Here is a 16,422-nt window from a genome sequence, read left to right on the forward strand (position 1 = left end):
TGTTGTGGAGAGGAAAGACATGACCCCATCCTACATCTCCGGTTTCGGCAATCATGTCGCGACCGAGACGGTGGCCGGCGCGCTGCCGGTCGGGCGCAACTCGCCGCAACGGGTGCCGTTCGGCCTCTATGCCGAGCAGCTTTCGGGCACGGCCTTCACCGCACCGCGCAGCGAGAACCGGCGGACCTGGCTCTATCGCCTGCGCCCGACCGCGCAGCATGCCGCGTTCGCGCCCTATGACGGCGCATCGCATCTGAAGAGCGCGCCGTTCGACGCGGTGCCGCCCAGTCCGAACCGGCTGCGCTGGGACCCGCTGCCCTATCCCGACCACGCGGTCGACTGGGTCGACGGCCTCGTCACCTATGGCGGCACCGGCAGCGTCGCCGAACAGAGCGGCGTCGGCATCCATCTCTATGCCGCGACCACGGAGATGGACCGCGCCTTCTTCTCGGCCGATGGCGAGATGCTGATCGTGCCGCAGGAGGGCGTGCTGGCGATCGACACGGAGCTGGGGCGCATCACGGTCGGACCGCTCCAGATCGCGCTGATCCCGCGCGGCGTCCGCTTCCGCGTCCGCCTGCCGGGTGGCCGCGCCCGCGGCTATGTCTGCGAGAATTACGGCGCCCTGTTCCGCCTGCCCGACCTCGGTCCGATTGGCGCCAACGGCCTGGCCAATCCGCGCGACTTCGAGACGCCGGTCGCATGGTTCGAGGATCGCGACGCGCCGACCCAGGTCGTCCAGAAGTTCCAGGGCGGCCTGTGGACGACGACGCTCGACCATTCGCCGTTCGACGTCGTGGCGTGGCACGGCAATCTCGCGCCGTGCCGCTACGACCTGACCCGCTTCAACACGATCAACACGGTCAGTTTCGACCATCCCGATCCGTCGATCTTCACGGTGCTGACCAGCCCCAGCGACACGCCGGGCACCGCCAATTGCGACTTCGTGATCTTCCCGCCGCGCTGGATGGTGGCGGAGGATACGTTCCGTCCGCCCTGGTTCCACCGCAACGTCATGAGCGAGTTCATGGGCCTCATCACCGGCGCCTATGACGCCAAGGAGGGCGGCTTCGCGCCTGGCGGAGCCTCGCTCCACAACCAGATGAACGGTCATGGTCCCGACCAGGGCAGCTACGACAAGGCGGTCGCGGCAGACCTTGCGCCGCACCGAATTAGCGACACCATGGCGTTCATGTTCGAGACGCGCCACGTCGTCCGCCCGACCCGCTGGGCGGCGGAGAGCCCGACGATGCAACTCGACTATGACAACGTCTGGTCGGGCTTCACCAAGGCGGAATTGCCACGATGATCGACGAAACCCATGACCCCGCGCGCACCAGCTGGGTGGACGGCGCGAACGGCCACCGCGACTTCCCGATCCAGAACCTGCCGCTCGGCATATTCTCGGACGACGAGCGCGGCCCGCGTGGCGGCATCGCGATCGGTGATCGCATCCTCGATCTCGCCGCGCTCGCGGGCAGCGGCCGGCTGACCGGCGAGGCGCAGGCGGCCGCCGAGGCGGCAGCCGGCGCGACGCTCAATCCGCTGCTGGCGCTCGGCGCGTCAGCCCGCCGCGCGCTCCGGCGGCAGGTGTCGGCGTTGCTGTCGGATCCGGCCGAGCGCGCGCAGCTCGCGCCGCTGCTCCGCTGCGCGTCGGCATGCACCCTGCACCTGCCGGCGCGGATCGGCGACTATACCGACTTCTATGTCGGCATTCATCACGCGACCAATATCGGCAAGCTGTTCCGGCCCAACGATCCGCTCCTGCCCAATTACAAGCATGTACCGATCGGCTATCACGGCCGCGCCTCGTCGGTGCGCGTCTCCGGCACGCCGCTCGTCCGGCCCAGCGGGCAGGTGAAGGCTCCGACGGCGGACGCGCCATCGCTCGCCCCGACCCGCCGTCTCGACTATGAGCTGGAGATGGGCGTGTGGATCGGGGGTGCCAATCCGCTGGGTACGTCGGTGCCGATCGCGCAAGCGCACGAACGGATCGCGGGCCTGTCGCTGCTGAACGACTGGTCGGCGCGCGATGTCCAGGCCTGGGAGTATCAGCCGCTCGGGCCGTTCCTCGCCAAGAATTTCCTGACGACCGTTTCCCCATGGATCGTGACGGCGGAGGCGCTCGCGCCGTTCCGGATCGGTCAGCCGCCGCGGCCCGCCGGCGATCCCGCGCCGCTGCCCTACCTTCATGACGAGGACGACCAGCGATCCGGCGCATTCGCGATCACGCTGGAGGTGGCGATCCAGACGGCCCAAATGCGAGGGCAGGGGATCGCGCCGTTACGGCTGAGCCAGGGGCCAGCCGCCAACATGTACTGGACGGCGGCGCAGATGGTGACCCATCATGCGGTGAACGGCTGCGATCTGAATCCCGGCGATCTGCTCGGCACCGGCACCATCTCCGGCCCGACGCGCGATGGCTTTGGCAGCCTGATGGAGATTTCCAGGGGCGGCGCGGACCCTCTCACCCTGCCGACCGGGGAAATCCGGACCTTCCTGGAGGATGGCGACCTGCTGATCCTTTCGGGCCGGGCCGACGCACCGGGTCGGGTCGCGATCGGCTTCGGCGCGTGCAGCGGCATCGTGGAGCCAGCCCGGTGACGCTGCGGCTCCACGGCTATTGGCGGTCCGGCGCCGCCTACCGCGTTCGGATCGCCTTGGCGCTGAAGGGGGTGGCCTATGACCAGGTCGCCCACGATCTGCGCACCGGCGCGCAAGCCGCGCCCCATTTCGCCGCGCTCAACCCGCAGAAGCTGGTGCCGGCGCTGGAGACGGACGACCACGTCCTGACGCAAAGCCCCGCGATCCTGGAATGGCTGGAGGAGGCGCATCCCGCCCCAGCCTTGCTGCCCGGCGATCCGATCGGCCGGGCGATCGTGCGATCAATGGCGTCGCTGGTCGCGTGCGATATCCATCCGCTCAACAACCTGCGCGTTCTCACCGCGCTGCGCCGCGACCTCCGCGCCGATGACGATGCGGTATCCGCCTGGATCGCGCGCTGGATCACGGAGGGCTTCGTCGCGCTGGAGACGCTGATCGCGCGACACGGCCGGGGCTTCGCCTATGGCGACGCGCCGACACTCGCGGATTGCCACCTGCTGCCACAGGTCTATTCGGCGCGGCGCTTCGCCGTCGACCTGACGCCGTTTCCGCAGGTCGTCGCGGCGTCCGAGCGACTGGCGACGCTTCCCGCCATCGCGGCGGCCCACCCCGATCGCCAGGCGGATGCGTCATGAACGATCCCGCGCGGCTGACCGCGACCCCGGCGGGGATCCGCCTCGGGCCCCTCGAAGCGATCCCCGACGGTGGCGCGCGCAACTATGTGGTGCAGATGCGCGCCGGCCGGTTCCACGGCTTCGTCGTACGGCGCGGCGATGGCGTGTTCGGCTATGTCGATCGCTGCCCGCATTTGGGGCTGCCGCTGGCGCAGAGGCTCGACCAGTATCTCACGCCATCGGGCGAGCATATTCTGTGCAGCTGGCATGGGGCGCTGTTCGAGCCGGACGGTGGCCGCTGCGTGGCGGGTCCGTGCGCCGGCCAAGCCCTGACCCCCTGGCCCGTCACCGCCGTCGACGGCACCATCCAAACGATCTGAGGGACAGGATCATGATGCGATTGATCGTCACCGGCGCGGATGGTGCGCTCGGGACCGCCGTCGTGCGGCGCTTCGTCGATGCGGGCTGCCGGGTGGCGGCGCTGCACGGTTCGGATGCGGAGGCCGCGCCGGCGGACGGTCGCTTCGTCGCCGGCGACCTCGCCGACGAGGACAACGCGGCGCGTGTGATCGATATGGCCTCGGCCTGGCTCGGCGGTCTCGACGGGTTCGTCCATCTCGTCGGCGGCTTCGCATGGCAGCCGGCGACGACCGCCCGTCTGGCCGACTGGCGGGCGATGTTCGAGGCCAATCTCGCCACCGCGGTCGCCAGCGTCGCCGCCGCCCTGCCGCACATCGCGGAGGGCGGCGCGATCGTGTTCGTCGGGGCGCAGTCGGCCGAGCCCGCCGGGGCGGGCTTCGGTCCCTATGGCGCGGCCAAGGCGGGGGTCGCGCGGTTGACCGAGGCGCTCGCCGTCGAGTTGGCGCCGCGCCGCATCCGGGTCAATGCGGTGCTGCCCGCGATCATCGACACGCCGCGCAATCGCGCCGACATGCCGGATGCGGATCCTGCCGCCTGGACGAGCCCGGATGCGGTGGCGGATGCGATCGCCTTTCTGATCTCGCCGGCCGCGCGCGCCGTCAACGGCGCCCGCGTGCCCGTCACCAACGCCGCCTGAAGCGAAACCCCATGCCTCCCGTTCGCCTGACGGACGCCGCTCGCGATGCCGCGCTGAATGCCCTGCCTGACTGGGTCCATGACGCGCAGCGCGATGCGCTGTATCGCTCCGTGCTGTTCGCCGATTTCGCCGAGGCGTTGGGCGCCATGGTGCGGATCGGCGTGGCCGCGGACAAGGCCGATCACCATCCGGAATGGAGCAACGTCTACAACCGTCTCGACATCTGGTTGACGACGCACGATGCCGATGGGGTCAGCGAACGCGACGTCGCGCTAGCCACCGTCATCGACCGGATCGTCGGGGCGACCGCGGGAGGGACGTGAGGGCGGGGCGGATGGCGTCTATCACGCGGTCGCATCGATCGGGAAGATCAGACGGGACAGGACGGCGCGCACGTCCTTTTCGGGCAAGGGACGCGCCATCAACGCGGCGTGCAGCGCTAGGCCGCTTATGATGTTCACGACTACGCCGTGATGAATGGTGACGACGATGCGGCCGTCCGCGACGTCGTCCCCAATCCGCTTGAGAAGCTTGGCGCGCCGAGCCTCTGTGTCCTTCTTCGCTTCCACCAGCATGTCCGGCTGCGCTGAAGCGTCCAGCAGAATCATGCCGAGCCGGACCTTGGTCGCCCGCAATGAGAGATAGCGGTAGAAGTTCATGGTCGCGGCCACGAGGATGTCGATCGTGTCCGCAGTTGGATCGTTCATCGACGGTGGGAGCAGGAAGGAATCGACGGATTCGGTGAAGCATTGCCAGGCATTGGACCACCGCCGGTAAAAGGACGCGCGCGACGTTCCGGCGGCCTGGCAGATGGCCTGCACGGTCAGCGCCAGTGGACCGTCTTTCGTCACGATGTCATGAGCGGCGTCGACCATGGCCTGGTGCGCCGTTGCGGAACGTGGCCGCCCAAGTACCGGAGGCTGGGGACTGGAGTCGAGCTTGCCGCTGGCTTCGTTCATGATGCCAATGTCTCTATCCCAGCGGCCGCCCCAGCGTAAGCCACTGCTGTGACGTGACTGACGATGCCCGGCTCGAGGCCCCATGCGGCGGCTCGACATGGCAGGTGTCCGGTCGCGCTCCTGTGGCCCGAGCGGCGGGCCTTTGTACCATGTGCATGGCGAGGCGCACGTCGGATCCGACCTTAGTCGAAACCGCGCTCCAGGAAGCGTAGCGCCGTCGCGCAGTGGAACGCCACGCCCCGCGCCATCGCGCCTTCGTCCAGCATCATGCGCGTGCTGTGGAGCGGCGCGTTGGCCAGGAAGTCGCTGCCCTCCGGCGCCGCGCCGATAAAGGCGAACGCGCCCGGTATGGCGCCCAGGACATAGGCGAAGTCCTCCGCGCCGGTCATCGGCTGGGGCAGGGTGAACCAGGCGCGCTCCCCGAACACCTCGGTCGCGACCGTCTGTTGCAGCGCGGTGCCGCGCGGATCGTTGATGGTCGGCGGGAAGCGGTCCTCGATCCACGCTTCGCCGGTGCAGCCATGCGCGGCGGCAACATGCTCGACGATCTGCTTGAAGCCGGCGTGGCACTTCGCCCGCGTCGCCTCCGACAGGGCCCGCAGGGAGCCGAGCAGCGTGGCTTCGTCGGGCACGACATTTTCCGCCGTGCCGGCCTGGAACTTGGTGATGGACAGGACTGCAGGGTCGGTCACCGGCACCTGGCGGGCGACAAAGACCTGGAGCGCCGTCACGATCTCGCAGGCGGCGGGAATCGGGTCCCGCGCCTCATGCGGCTGTGCGGCATGGCCGCCGCGGCCGACGATCCGCGCGTTCAACGTGTCGGCCGAACCCATGATGGGGCCGGCCCGCCCGATCAGTAGGCCAGACGGCGCGTTCGGCGTGATATGAAGCGCGAAGGCGGCATCGGGCTTCGGGTCGGCCAGCAGGCCGTCATCCATCATGAGCCGGGCGCCGCCATAACCTTCCTCGCCCGGCTGGAACATGAAGACGATCGTGCCGGCAATCGTCTCCTGCCGCGCCGCAAGCGTCTTGGCTGCGCCGACCAGCATGGCGGTATGCATGTCGTGGCCGCAGGCGTGCATCCGCTCGTCGATCGTGCTGGCGAATGGGAGGCCGGTCTGCTCGGTGATGGGCAGCGCATCCATGTCGCCGCGCAGCAGCACCGTGCGCCGCTGGCCTGCATTGGCCTCCGCCGCCCCGCCGCGCAGGATCGCGACGAAGCCGGTGGTCGAGGGGCCTTCGCGGATTACCAGCGGCAGGCCGGCGAGCGCCGCCTTGATCTTGGCGCTGGTCGCGGGGCAGTCGAGGCCGATTTCCGGCTCGGCGTGGATCGCGCGGCGCAAGGCCACGACATCGTCGTACACCGCTTCCGCCGCCGCGTCCCAGTCGACCCGCGCTTCATCATCCGACATCATTGTCTCCATAGGGTGCTCTTCGATGTGTCCGCGTCTGTGGCGGATAGGCTTCGGATGACGGCCGGCCCTGCGCGAGCCGGCGACGATCCTAGAAATGGGCGGCCAGGTTGATGCCCACCGTGCGCGGTGGAATCGAGAACACCTGCCGCTTGACCCCGAGCGTCGAATAGGCGGTGACGAGGCCCACCGTGCCAGTGACGTTCTGCACGAACAGCGAAACTTCGGTCTGGCCACTACGAAGGCCGATGCGGGCGTTCGCGCTGGTGAAGTCGCCAAAGCGCTCCTGATTCGGGCCGCGGAACGCCGAATATTGTGGGCGGGTATAGGCGCCGTCGACCCTCACCAGACCCGCCAAGCTGTCCGACAGGGGCACAGTCCACGCCAGTGATCCCGACAACGTGTCCCGCGGCACGCCGGGCAGCCGGTCGCCGGCCAGGCCCGTCGATCCAGTCGTCGTCACCCCGGTGGCGACCTGGTCGGCAGTCAGCCGCGCGTCTGAATGGCCATAGCCGACGGACAGGCGCAGCGTGTCGGTGGGGCGGTACGCCGCCTCGAACTCGCCGCCCTGAATGCGGGCCGCACCGGCGTTGATGATGAAAGCGAAAAGGCCGTTGGCGGTGGTCGCGCCCGTCTGCAGGTTGGTCCAGTCGGCGCGGAACAGGTCGCCGGACAGGGTCAGCCGGTTTGCCAGCAACGACGCCTTGACCCCGACCTCGTAATTGCGCAGCGTATCCGCGCCGTACACCGTGAAGGCAGCCGGCAGGTTGGCGACGTTGTTGGCACCGCCGGGCCTGAATCCTTCCGAATAGGTGACGTAGCCGAGGAGGGCGGGCGTCGCCTGCCAGGCCAGGTTGACCTTCTTGATCCAGCCGGACGCCTTTACCGAGACGCTTGATGGCGCCGCCGGCAACAAGCCGGTGAGCGGACTGGCCAGAACCACTGTTCCGTCCGTCGTCTTCGTGTATTCGTAGTGGCGCAGCCCGCCGGTCACCGTCAGCTCGGGGAGCAGCTTGTACGACAGCTCGCCGAATTGCGAGAATTGCTTGGTGTGGGTGCCGACCGTGCGTTCGGACGTGATGTCGTTCGGAATGAGCGTGCCGTCCGGGCCGGCCTTCACGATCCGGCTGTCCACGCCGTCCGTCCGGTCCTCGTAGAACAGGCCGACTGTATATTGGATCGGCCCGTCGCCGCGCGAACTAAACCGCGATTCATGGGTGAACGTATTCAGGTTCAAAGGCTGATATCCGCCGGCCGGCAAGCGCGACTGCCCGTAGGCGGCGTATCGGCTCAGCTCGGCCGCGGTGCACGCGCGAGCGGCGCGGATGAACACCGAACAGAGCGAAGGCACCCGCGAGAGTTGGCTTATCGCCGGTCCTGAATCGAAGGACCGCGTGATGTCGTAGCTGTACAGGGCGGTATTGGACGTGAAGTCGCCGATGGGCGCACGCCAGCGGATCGTGCCGCTATACAGCTGAAAGCTGTTGTCGAAAATTTGACGGATTGGGCTGTCGGTCTTGTCGCGGCCCAGCCGTTCGTACCAGCCCTGTGCGTCAGGAGCTGCCGCATCCTGATAGATCGCGGTGAAAGTCAGGCTAAAATTGTCGTCCGGGGTAAAGGCCAGCAGCGCGCGCAAACCGCTGTTGCGCGAGCGATTGATGTCGGTCGTGCCATAGCGGACATTGTCGATATAGCCGGGACGCCGTTCGCCATAGCCGCTGATGCGAAGCGCCATGCGATCCTTGACGATGGGAATATTGACCATGCCCTTCACGAACACGCCGTCGCCTCCGCCCTTGACGCTCGATGCCTGCACTTCAGTTGAGGCTTCGAACCGTGTGGCGTTTGGCTGATTGAACAGGATACGAAGCGTGCCGCCAAGCGAGCCGGAACCAAACAACGTTCCCTGCGGGCCGCGTAAAACCTCGACGCGTTTCACGTCGAACAGGTTCAGGTCGACGGCGTTGTTGCCGGGGTCCTGGGTCGTACCAGCCGGGCCTGTGACCGGCGTGTCGTCATAAAATAGGCCGACGGTGGCCTCGCCGGCGCTGACGATGCCCCGGAAGCTGATACGCGAGGAGCCGATCGGTCCCTGCGTCACGTTCACGTTCGGAATTGTGCGAAAATAGTCCTGGAGGTTGGTCGCCCCCTGTTGGCGCAATGTATCGCCCGAGACGGCGGTGATGCTGATAGGCGTACGCTGGAGTGTGGTTTCCCGGCGGGTGGCGGTGACGACGATGTCGGGTTGCACGTCGGCCTTCGCCTGAGGTGAAGGTTGATCCGGGGAACCGGTGCTGGCCTCGGCCTGATTGGCGTTGGCGGCGGACGATGGACCCGCTTCGGGCCCGGTCTGAGCCGCTGCGAGTGCAGGGTACATCAACGCCGTGAACATCAGCGCCATACGCAGCCCTGATCCTAGATTACCTCGCATTCCGTTGCCCCCCTTTTTTTGGATCACCCTGTTTCGTTATTCTTCAAATCTGACCTAATCCGTGTCAATAGCATTTATTATCTTATTTCAATCGGCGCGGTACGCGCGTACGAATCATGCGGCTGCGTCAGTGCGAGAAGGTTGTAAAAAAGGCATATTTACCGGAATCTTTGATCCCAGTATGATATCGAAAGCAATTACACAGAGTAGATTCCCGTATTGACAAGGCTCGTTTAGTCACTCAACTTTCGAGTCAATGTGTATCATAAAGCGAAAGGGTCTGACAGAATGGCTGGGATTGCAGGCCTGAACACTTGCTCGGGATGGTTGAGGTGCGTTTTTGTCGCCACAAGCACGGTCATGTTGGCCGCCCAACCGGTCGTCGCGCAGATCACGAAGCCCGGCATCGGCGATGGCCGCGTCTCGCCCTTCTACAGCTGGAACCAGGCGCTTCCCGCCAAGCCCGGTGTCCTGCTACGCTCCGAACCGCTGCCGGCCGAGCTGGGCCTGAGCGAAGCCGGCGAGCAGAAGCGGATTCTCTACACCTCGACCGACGGCGTCACCAATCAGGGCGGCCTGACGGTGTCGGGTGCGCTGTTCCTGCCCAAGGGCTCGCCGCCGGCCGGTGGCTGGCCGCTGATCGCCTGGGCGCATGGCACGGTCGGGATAGCCGACATCTGCGCGCCCTCCTGGTCGTCACGCAGCGTGCGTGACCAGGCCTATCTGAACGCTTGGTTGAAGCGCGGTTATGCGATCGTGGCGACCGACTATCAGGGTCTGGGCACGCCGGGTACGCATCCCTACAACCAGATGCGTCCCGAGGCTTATGGCGTGCTCGACAGCATCCGTGCCGTGACGGCGGCCGATCGCCGCCTGTCGCGCAAGGTCGTGGTGATCGGTCAGTCGCAGGGCGGGGGCGCCAGCTACTCCACGGCGGTCACGCAGCCGAGCTATGCCCCGGACGTGACGCTGCTGGGCGCGGTGGCGACGGGCACGCCCTATATCATCCCGTCCGTCCTGACCGCGTCGAAGACCGATCCGAACAAGGTCGATCCGGCTCTGGCCTATCTGTTCTATTTCGCCTGGACGGCCAGTGACGGTGCGGATGCGACCGCGTTCTTCACGCCACGCGCCGCGTTATCGGTCAATGCCGCGCGGACGGCGTGCATTTTCCAGAGCGAGTCCAACGTGACCATAACCAAACTGACGGCGGCCAATACGGTCCAGCCCAAGCCTTTCCTTGGGATGTTCGTTCGAGCTTTGCCGAAGTTTGCCTATGCATCGCTCAAGCCGAACGTGCCCCTGTTCCTGGGCACCGGCACGGCTGATGCCGACGTCGCGCCGGCGGCCCAGCGGCAGTTGGTCAAGGACAGTTGCGCGGCGGGCGCGCGGATCGATTACCATCAATATGAGGGCGAAGATCATTCAGGAGCGTTCCTCGCTTCGCTGAAGGACGCCGAGGCTTTCGTCGACACGCTGTTCGCCGGGGGAATAGTACCAAATACATGTGTTTCGGGGGCCGTCCGGCCGGCGTGATCCACCGCCGTCGGCCGACTCGGCCGCGACAGATGTCAAAGGAATGAAGATATGCGTCACTCCCGCACCGCGTTGATGGCGGCGCTGCTTGGCTTCTCCTCCGCCGCCTCGGCGCAGGGCTTCGATCCGGTCGCGGCGCGAGCCGCCATCGATAAGACGCTTAATCAACAATATCCGGCGCTCGACGCGCTCTACAAAGACCTGCATGCGCATCCGGAACTCGGCTTCCAGGAGATCCGCACCGCCGCCTTGCTCGCCGCCAGGATGCGCAAGCTCGGCTTCGCGGTCACGGAGCATGTCGGCAAGACCGGCATCGTCGCCGTGTACAGGAACGGGCCGGGGCCCGTGGTGATGGTCCGCACCGAGCTGGACGGGCTGCCGATGGAGGAAAAGACCGGCCTGCCCTATGCCAGCAAGGCGCAGCAGACGGTCGACGGCAAGTCGACCTATACCGATCATGCCTGCGGCCATGACATCCATATGGCCTGGTGGGTCGGAGCCGCCGAGGCCCTAGTGGCGATGAAGGACCGCTGGCACGGCACGCTGGTATTCGTGGGCCAGCCCGCCGAGGAAATCGTCTCGGGAGCGAAGGCGATGCTCGATGATGGGCTGTTCACGAAATATCCGAAACCGGATTACGGTTTCGCCGCGCATGTCTTCCCTTTTCCGACGGGGCAGGTGATCGTGAAGCAGGGGGTGACGACGAGCGCGACCGACAATTTCGCCATCACCTTCAAGGGCATCGGCAGCCATGGATCGACGCCCGACAAGGGGATCGATCCGGTCGTCCAAGGCGCCCATTTCGTCGCCGACGTTCAGACCGTGATCAGCCGCCGCAAGGATCCGCAGAAATACGGCGTCGTCACCGTCGGCTCGTTCCAGGCGGGCACGGTTGCGAACATCATCCCCGATCACGCGGTCCTGCAGATGACGCTGCGGTCGTTCGATCCGGCGGTCCGCAAGCTGTTGATGGAGGGCGTGACCAAGACGGCCAATGCCGTCGCGTCGATGGCCGATGCGCCGGCGCCCGAGATCAAGTATCTGTTCGGGACAGGCGAGGTTGTGAACGACGTCGCCCTGGCCGACAAGACGGCTGCCATGTTGAAGAGCGCGCTGGGCGACAAGGCGGTAATGCTCGTGCCCGCAGCCGTGCCGGGCGGCAACGGCAGCGAGGATTATTCGGAATTCGTGGCCGCCGGCATGCCGAAATCCGTCTTTTTCGCGATCGGGGGCTATGATCCGAAGACGATCGCCCAATATGCCGCGCAAAACAAACCGGTTCCCGTCAACCATTCTCCGCTGTTCGCGCCGGTACCCGAACCCACGATCCGGCGCGGCGTCGAGGCCCTGGCTCTTGCCGTATTGTCCGTGACCACCGACTCCGCCAGCGGGAAGCGGTGAAGCCCCCCCGGGGGGGGCAGGACACCTGACAAATCCGCGCCCGCAAGGCCCGATTTCCGCTTCCAGGCCAGGCGCGGGGCATTTTCGCGTCGGCCGTCCAGTTTACCGACATACGGCCCGCTTCGGTGCGACGCATGTCGCGCAGTGGGCCGGAACGCTGGCGTTGGATCCTAGTCGCCGTCACCAATTGGGAGGTCGAGCAGTTGCGCACCCAGCGTCTTGCCATGGGCGTCGAGTGAAAGCGATCGGGTGACGCCACCGCTCAGCGCGCCCTCCAGCACGAAATTGAGCGCTGCAAGGCCCGGCAGCTCGTAGCGGGTCGCGCGGCGGACGGTGAGCCGCGCGAGATGCGCCAGCACGCGGTCGACCGTCACCACGCGGGCGAGCAGGGGATAGTCGGCCGGGTCGTAGGCGACCACCGACACCTGCGAGATGTCGCCCTTGTCCCCGGTGCGCAGGTGCGCGAAGTCGCCAAGCTGCATTCAGGCCTCCACCATCACGACGTGCGGGGTCACCCGGTCCCGCGGGATCAGGGTGGAGGCGACCGCCACCACCGGGCGGACCGACCGGGTGACGCCGCCGCCGCCGAACGGTCCGTTGGTGTAGAGCGCCTCCACCTCCGCGCCGATCCGGGCGGCGTCCACCTCGCGCGCGGCGCGGCCGGACACGCGCAGGCGCACCTCGCGCGGAGGCATGCCCAGATCGGTGCGGTCGACCGAATCGAAGCCGATCAGGTCGCAGCGCAAATCCGCCACCGCCGCTTCGATCAGCGCGAGCCGTTCGCGCACCACCGCGCCGGCCAGCCGGGCGCGGTCGACTGCGCCCGGGCCGGCATAGGCGATCTGCCCCTCGCCGATGAAACCATCGTCATAGCCGATGGAGACCTTGAGCGTGTCCGGCCGGGGGGCGCCACCGCCACCCGTCACCACAACCCGGTCCGGCCCCGCCTGGCTCAGTGCGACCGAGCGGAAGTCCGCGATCACATCGGCCTGGTAATAGGCGGCGGGATCGAGGATTTCGTAGAGCAACTGTTCCTTGCACGAGGCGAGGGACAATCGCCCACCCGAACCGGACACCTTGGTGAGGACCGCGCTCCCGTCGGACGAGACTTCGGCCAGCGGGAAACCGAGCCGGGCGAGGCCCGGCACCTGCTTGCGATGCGCATCGGCGAAATAGCCGCCAGTGAGCTGGCCTGCGCATTCGAGCAGGTGGCCGATCATTGTCGCGCGTCCCATCATCACCGGATCGTCGATCGACCAGCCGAACGCGTCGATCAGCGGGCCGGCGAACAGGGCCGGATCGCCGACCCGCCCGGTGATGATGATGTCGGCCCCCTGCGCCAGACCCTCGGCGATCGGCGCAGCACCCAGATAGGCGTTGGCGGAAAGAATAGACGGCAGGTCGGCACTGCTGCCATCCCGATCGATCAGCGGAAAGGCGGCGGCGCGTACGACCTCGACCACGTCGTCGCCCAGCACGGCCGCGATCCGCACCGCGCCGAGCCCCAGCGATTTGGCCAGCGTCGCCACCGCGCGCGCGGCGCCGAGCGGGTTGGCCGCGCCGGCATTGGTGACGATCCGCACCCCGTGCGCACGCGCCGCCGGCAGAACGCGGCGCATCCGCTCCAGCAACAGGGGATCGAAGCCGCCCTCCGGATCGCTGCGCCGGGCATTCTGCGCGAGCGCGATGGTCCGCTCGGCAAGGCATTCGAACGCCAGAAAGTCGAGCCTGCCTTTCTCGACCAGTTCCAACGCCGGCTCGATGCGGTCGCCGGCGAATCCGGCGCCGGCGCCGATCCTGACGAACGGTCGGGCGGTCATAGCGACGCCATGCGGCCGATGTGGGCGGCGACGACCGCCATGGCGCGCGCCGACGGTGGCGTGTCGGGGACGGAGACGATGGGCGCCCGCGGCGATGCTACCGCCAGCGCTTCGATGAGCACGACCATGAACCTTTCCGATGCGGACGTCAGTGAATGACGGCCAGCATGCAGCGCGACCCGCGATGCAGCCAAGACAATGTTTCGATAGACCTATGACAGGATTGTATCGAACGAGCGCCACGCCATCTCGCAGCATGTCAAGACGTGAGAGATTAGTGCATTGTTATCCGGCGATTCTCGATGCAAAGGCCGGCGACGTCGGAGCGCATGTCGGGGCGCGGGAGATGACACGAGCCGTCCGATTGTGGCGGCGGCCTCGATCATGTCGGTGGTGCAATCCTTGTCGCGCCCGGCCCGCAGGGTCATGTTTGCCGCGAAGAGATGGATCGGCAAGACAAGTGAGAAATGCAACAATGGGGATCGCGAAATCGCTAGCGGTGGCGGCCGGCGCTGCCTTGGCAACGACGTTCGTCGCCGGAGGTGCCCTGTTCTTCTATTATGTGTACGCGCCTCGACCAAAGCCGCCGGCGTCGCGCGGCAAGATAGTCTCGCGGGACTTGGACGTGGACAGTCGTACCCGCACTACGTTGATCTATGTGCCGCCGAACCTTCCGCGCGGTGCGCCGCTCGTCCTGGCGCTCCACGGGTCCGAATCCGAGCCGGCTCACATGCGCGACGCGACGGGTTACGAACTGGAGCGACTGGCGGACCAGCATGGCTTCGCGGTCGCCTATCCCGCCGGGATCGGTGGGGCCTGGAACGATTGCCGCCGCGTCGCGCCGTTCGAGGCGAAGCGCTTGAACATCGATGACGTCGGCTTTCTGAAGGGCGTGATCGACATGATGCACATATCCCATGGGATCGCGCGGGACAGGGTCTATGCGCTCGGCTTCTCGAACGGAGCGCAGATGGTGTTTCGGATGATGCTGTGCACCCCCGACGCACTGGCTGGCGCGGCGACGTTCGGCGGCAACCTGCCTGAGGATGCGAACATGATGTGCCCCAAGGAGGGACCTACGCCGCCGATCATGCTGGTCAGTGGGACGGCCGATCCGATCGTGCCGTTCGGCGGCGGGGACGCTTCGCTGTTCGGACTGGCCAGCCGCGGTATCGTCCTGTCGGCGGAGGAGACGTTCGCCACGTTCGCGGGTCTGAATGGGCTCGACCCCGCCGACGCGACGACGGAGACGCTGCCCCATCGTCATGCCGACGATCCCACCAGGGTGCATGTCCGCGCGATCGCAAAGGGCGGGCGGCCCTATGTCGTCCTGTACACGGTCGACGGCGGAGGCCATGTCGTACCGCAGCCCAAGGTGCCGATGCCACGCATGCTCGGCGCGGTGACCGGCGACCTGAACGGCCCGGCTGCCGCGATCGACTTCTTCCTGTACGCCGACGCCAAGGCGGCATGATCGCCTTCAGGGTCCAGAACGCGCCGCGTCGGCCGCCGGCCGGCGCATATGCTCCAGGCAATGTCGTCGAAAGGCCTCGGCGGCGGGTGGCAGGGTGCGGTCGAGCGGATAGGCCAGACCGATCGTCCGCTCGACCGCCGGATGCGTGAGCGGCCGTGTGGCGATCCGATCGTGATGAAGAATCTGGAGCGTGGAGCGGGGAAGGGCGGTGATGCCCAGGCCCGCCTCCACCAGTGCGCCGACCGTTGCGAGCTGCGTGCAGTCGTACAGGCCGGCGATGCTCAGGCGCGCCTTCCGCAGAGCCGCGTCGGTCACCATCCTGACGCTGCTGCGCGGGGCCATCGCGACGAAGGGATGGTCGGCGAAGATCGACCAACGTGCGGGGGTCCCGGTGTCGAGCGCGCTGCCGGCTTTCACCACCATCACCATCGCATCGGTCATGAGCGGTTCGAAGCGGATCGCCGGATCGTCGGGTGAGGAGGTGACCGCGAGGTCGATCTCTCGATCGTGCATCTGCTGGTAAAGGGTGCCGGACAAATGGTCCCGCAGCGCGATCTCGACCAGCGGGTGGCTCGCGCGGAACGCGGCGATCGCGGCGGGCAGATCGCCTGCGGCCACCGTCGGCAGCGCGCCCACTACGACCCGTCCGCGCGCGCCGCTCAGACTGTGTGACAGGTCGGAGAAGGCGGCGTCGAAATCGGTGATCAGCCGTTCGACGACCGGCAGCAGCGTCTCGCCGGCCGCGGTGAGGCGGACGTTGCGGGAATCGCGGTCGAAGAGCCGGGCGCTCAGTTGCTCTTCCAGCAGCCGGATCGTCCGGCTGAGCGCAGGTTGCGACACGTTGGCAAGGCGCCCGGCCTCGCTGAAGTTGCGATGATAGGCGACGAGCATGAACAATCTCAGGCTCGTCAAACTGGGTGACCGGCGCATGGACGCGCGATGTGGCGGTGGCGGTCTAACGGTCAACGGCGTTCGGGGGCCGCATCATCGTCCTCCTCTCCAGCCTGTGGATCAATATCCCCGCCCAGTCCGCCAAATGCCTATTGTAGAACGAGAAACATTGGCAAAATCGCTGCCAGTCGTATAGCTGACGACGCTGGAACATGGCGTTCCA

At 66.9% G+C, this 16,422-nt stretch carries 16 protein-coding genes; 9 read left to right on the forward strand and 7 right to left on the reverse strand.

Going from position 1 to position 16,422, the window contains the following annotated elements:
* Window positions 1-19 precede the first annotated feature (19 nt).
* The 6 genes from hmgA to GGQ96_RS07015 are packed head-to-tail and all read left to right on the forward strand — an operon-like array spanning window position 20 to window position 4,598.
* Window positions 20-1,309 carry a homogentisate 1,2-dioxygenase gene (gene hmgA / locus GGQ96_RS06990; protein WP_184112950.1) on the forward strand — a complete coding sequence of 430 codons (1,290 nt, stop codon included), beginning with the start codon at window positions 20-22 and terminating at the stop codon, window positions 1,307-1,309.
* A complete protein-coding gene (gene fahA / locus GGQ96_RS06995) occupies window positions 1,306-2,604 on the forward strand; it encodes a fumarylacetoacetase (RefSeq protein WP_184112952.1) in 1,299 nt (432 codons plus the stop codon). The genes hmgA and fahA overlap by 4 nt, the downstream gene beginning before the upstream one ends.
* 2 nt (window positions 2,605-2,606) lie before the next feature.
* Window positions 2,607-3,239, forward strand: a complete 633-nt coding sequence (gene maiA / locus GGQ96_RS07000) for a maleylacetoacetate isomerase (RefSeq protein ID WP_221239867.1) — start codon at window positions 2,607-2,609, stop codon at window positions 3,237-3,239.
* Entirely contained in the window at window positions 3,236-3,598 is a 363-nt protein-coding gene (locus tag GGQ96_RS07005) for a Rieske (2Fe-2S) protein (protein ID WP_184112956.1), read from the forward strand. The genes maiA and GGQ96_RS07005 overlap by 4 nt, the downstream gene beginning before the upstream one ends.
* An 11-nt stretch (window positions 3,599-3,609) precedes the next feature.
* Entirely contained in the window at window positions 3,610-4,275 is a 666-nt protein-coding gene (locus tag GGQ96_RS07010) for an SDR family oxidoreductase (RefSeq protein WP_184112958.1), read from the forward strand.
* A gap of 11 nt (window positions 4,276-4,286) precedes the next feature.
* Window positions 4,287-4,598: a 4a-hydroxytetrahydrobiopterin dehydratase gene (locus GGQ96_RS07015; protein ID WP_184112960.1), complete on the forward strand. Its 312-nt coding sequence runs from the start codon at window positions 4,287-4,289 to the stop codon at window positions 4,596-4,598.
* A gap of 21 nt (window positions 4,599-4,619) precedes the next feature.
* Here GGQ96_RS07015 and GGQ96_RS07020 read toward each other — a convergent pair whose 3' ends face one another.
* From GGQ96_RS07020 to GGQ96_RS07030, 3 genes are all read right to left on the reverse strand, one after another.
* Entirely contained in the window at window positions 4,620-5,234 is a 615-nt protein-coding gene (locus tag GGQ96_RS07020) for a TetR/AcrR family transcriptional regulator (protein WP_184112962.1), read from the reverse strand.
* 182 nt (window positions 5,235-5,416) lie between these two features.
* On the reverse strand, window positions 5,417-6,649 hold the full coding sequence (locus GGQ96_RS07025; protein ID WP_184113234.1) for a M20 metallopeptidase family protein: 1,233 nt from the start codon (window positions 6,647-6,649) through the stop codon (window positions 5,417-5,419).
* 88 nt (window positions 6,650-6,737) lie between these two features.
* On the reverse strand, window positions 6,738-9,047 hold the full coding sequence (locus tag GGQ96_RS07030; RefSeq protein ID WP_246360230.1) for a TonB-dependent receptor: 2,310 nt from the start codon (window positions 9,045-9,047) through the stop codon (window positions 6,738-6,740).
* A gap of 390 nt (window positions 9,048-9,437) precedes the next feature.
* Between GGQ96_RS07030 and GGQ96_RS07035 the strand changes: the two genes are divergently transcribed.
* A complete protein-coding gene (locus GGQ96_RS07035) occupies window positions 9,438-10,613 on the forward strand; it encodes an alpha/beta hydrolase (protein ID WP_184112966.1) in 1,176 nt (391 codons plus the stop codon).
* Window positions 10,614-10,664: 51 nt separating this feature from the next.
* Complete coding sequence (locus tag GGQ96_RS07040; protein WP_184112968.1) at window positions 10,665-12,014, forward strand: amidohydrolase; 1,350 nt, start codon at window positions 10,665-10,667, stop codon at window positions 12,012-12,014.
* Window positions 12,015-12,184: 170 nt separating this feature from the next.
* On the opposite strand, the gene GGQ96_RS07045 is transcribed toward GGQ96_RS07040, so the two are convergent.
* From GGQ96_RS07045 to GGQ96_RS21655, 3 genes are read right to left on the reverse strand one after another with little or no spacing between them, the layout of a single operon-like run.
* A complete protein-coding gene (locus GGQ96_RS07045) occupies window positions 12,185-12,496 on the reverse strand; it encodes an AtuA-related protein (RefSeq protein WP_184112970.1) in 312 nt (103 codons plus the stop codon).
* A complete protein-coding gene (locus tag GGQ96_RS07050) occupies window positions 12,497-13,834 on the reverse strand; it encodes an acyclic terpene utilization AtuA family protein (protein ID WP_184112972.1) in 1,338 nt (445 codons plus the stop codon).
* Window positions 13,831-13,962, reverse strand: a complete 132-nt coding sequence (locus tag GGQ96_RS21655; protein WP_281392621.1) for a hypothetical protein — start codon at window positions 13,960-13,962, stop codon at window positions 13,831-13,833. The genes GGQ96_RS07050 and GGQ96_RS21655 overlap by 4 nt, the downstream gene beginning before the upstream one ends.
* Before the next feature lie 497 nt (window positions 13,963-14,459).
* On the opposite strand from GGQ96_RS21655, the gene GGQ96_RS07055 reads away from it, so the two are divergent.
* A complete protein-coding gene (locus GGQ96_RS07055; RefSeq protein ID WP_184112974.1) occupies window positions 14,460-15,308 on the forward strand; it encodes an alpha/beta hydrolase family protein in 849 nt (282 codons plus the stop codon).
* A 6-nt stretch (window positions 15,309-15,314) separates the two neighbouring features.
* On the opposite strand, the gene GGQ96_RS07060 is transcribed toward GGQ96_RS07055, so the two are convergent.
* On the reverse strand, window positions 15,315-16,238 hold the full coding sequence (locus GGQ96_RS07060) for a LysR family transcriptional regulator (protein ID WP_281392622.1): 924 nt from the start codon (window positions 16,236-16,238) through the stop codon (window positions 15,315-15,317).
* Between the last annotated feature and the right edge of the window lie 184 nt (window positions 16,239-16,422).

Origin of the sequence: Sphingomonas abaci (assembly GCF_014199625.1) — a bacterium.
GTDB lineage: Bacteria > Pseudomonadota > Alphaproteobacteria > Sphingomonadales > Sphingomonadaceae > Sphingomonas > Sphingomonas abaci.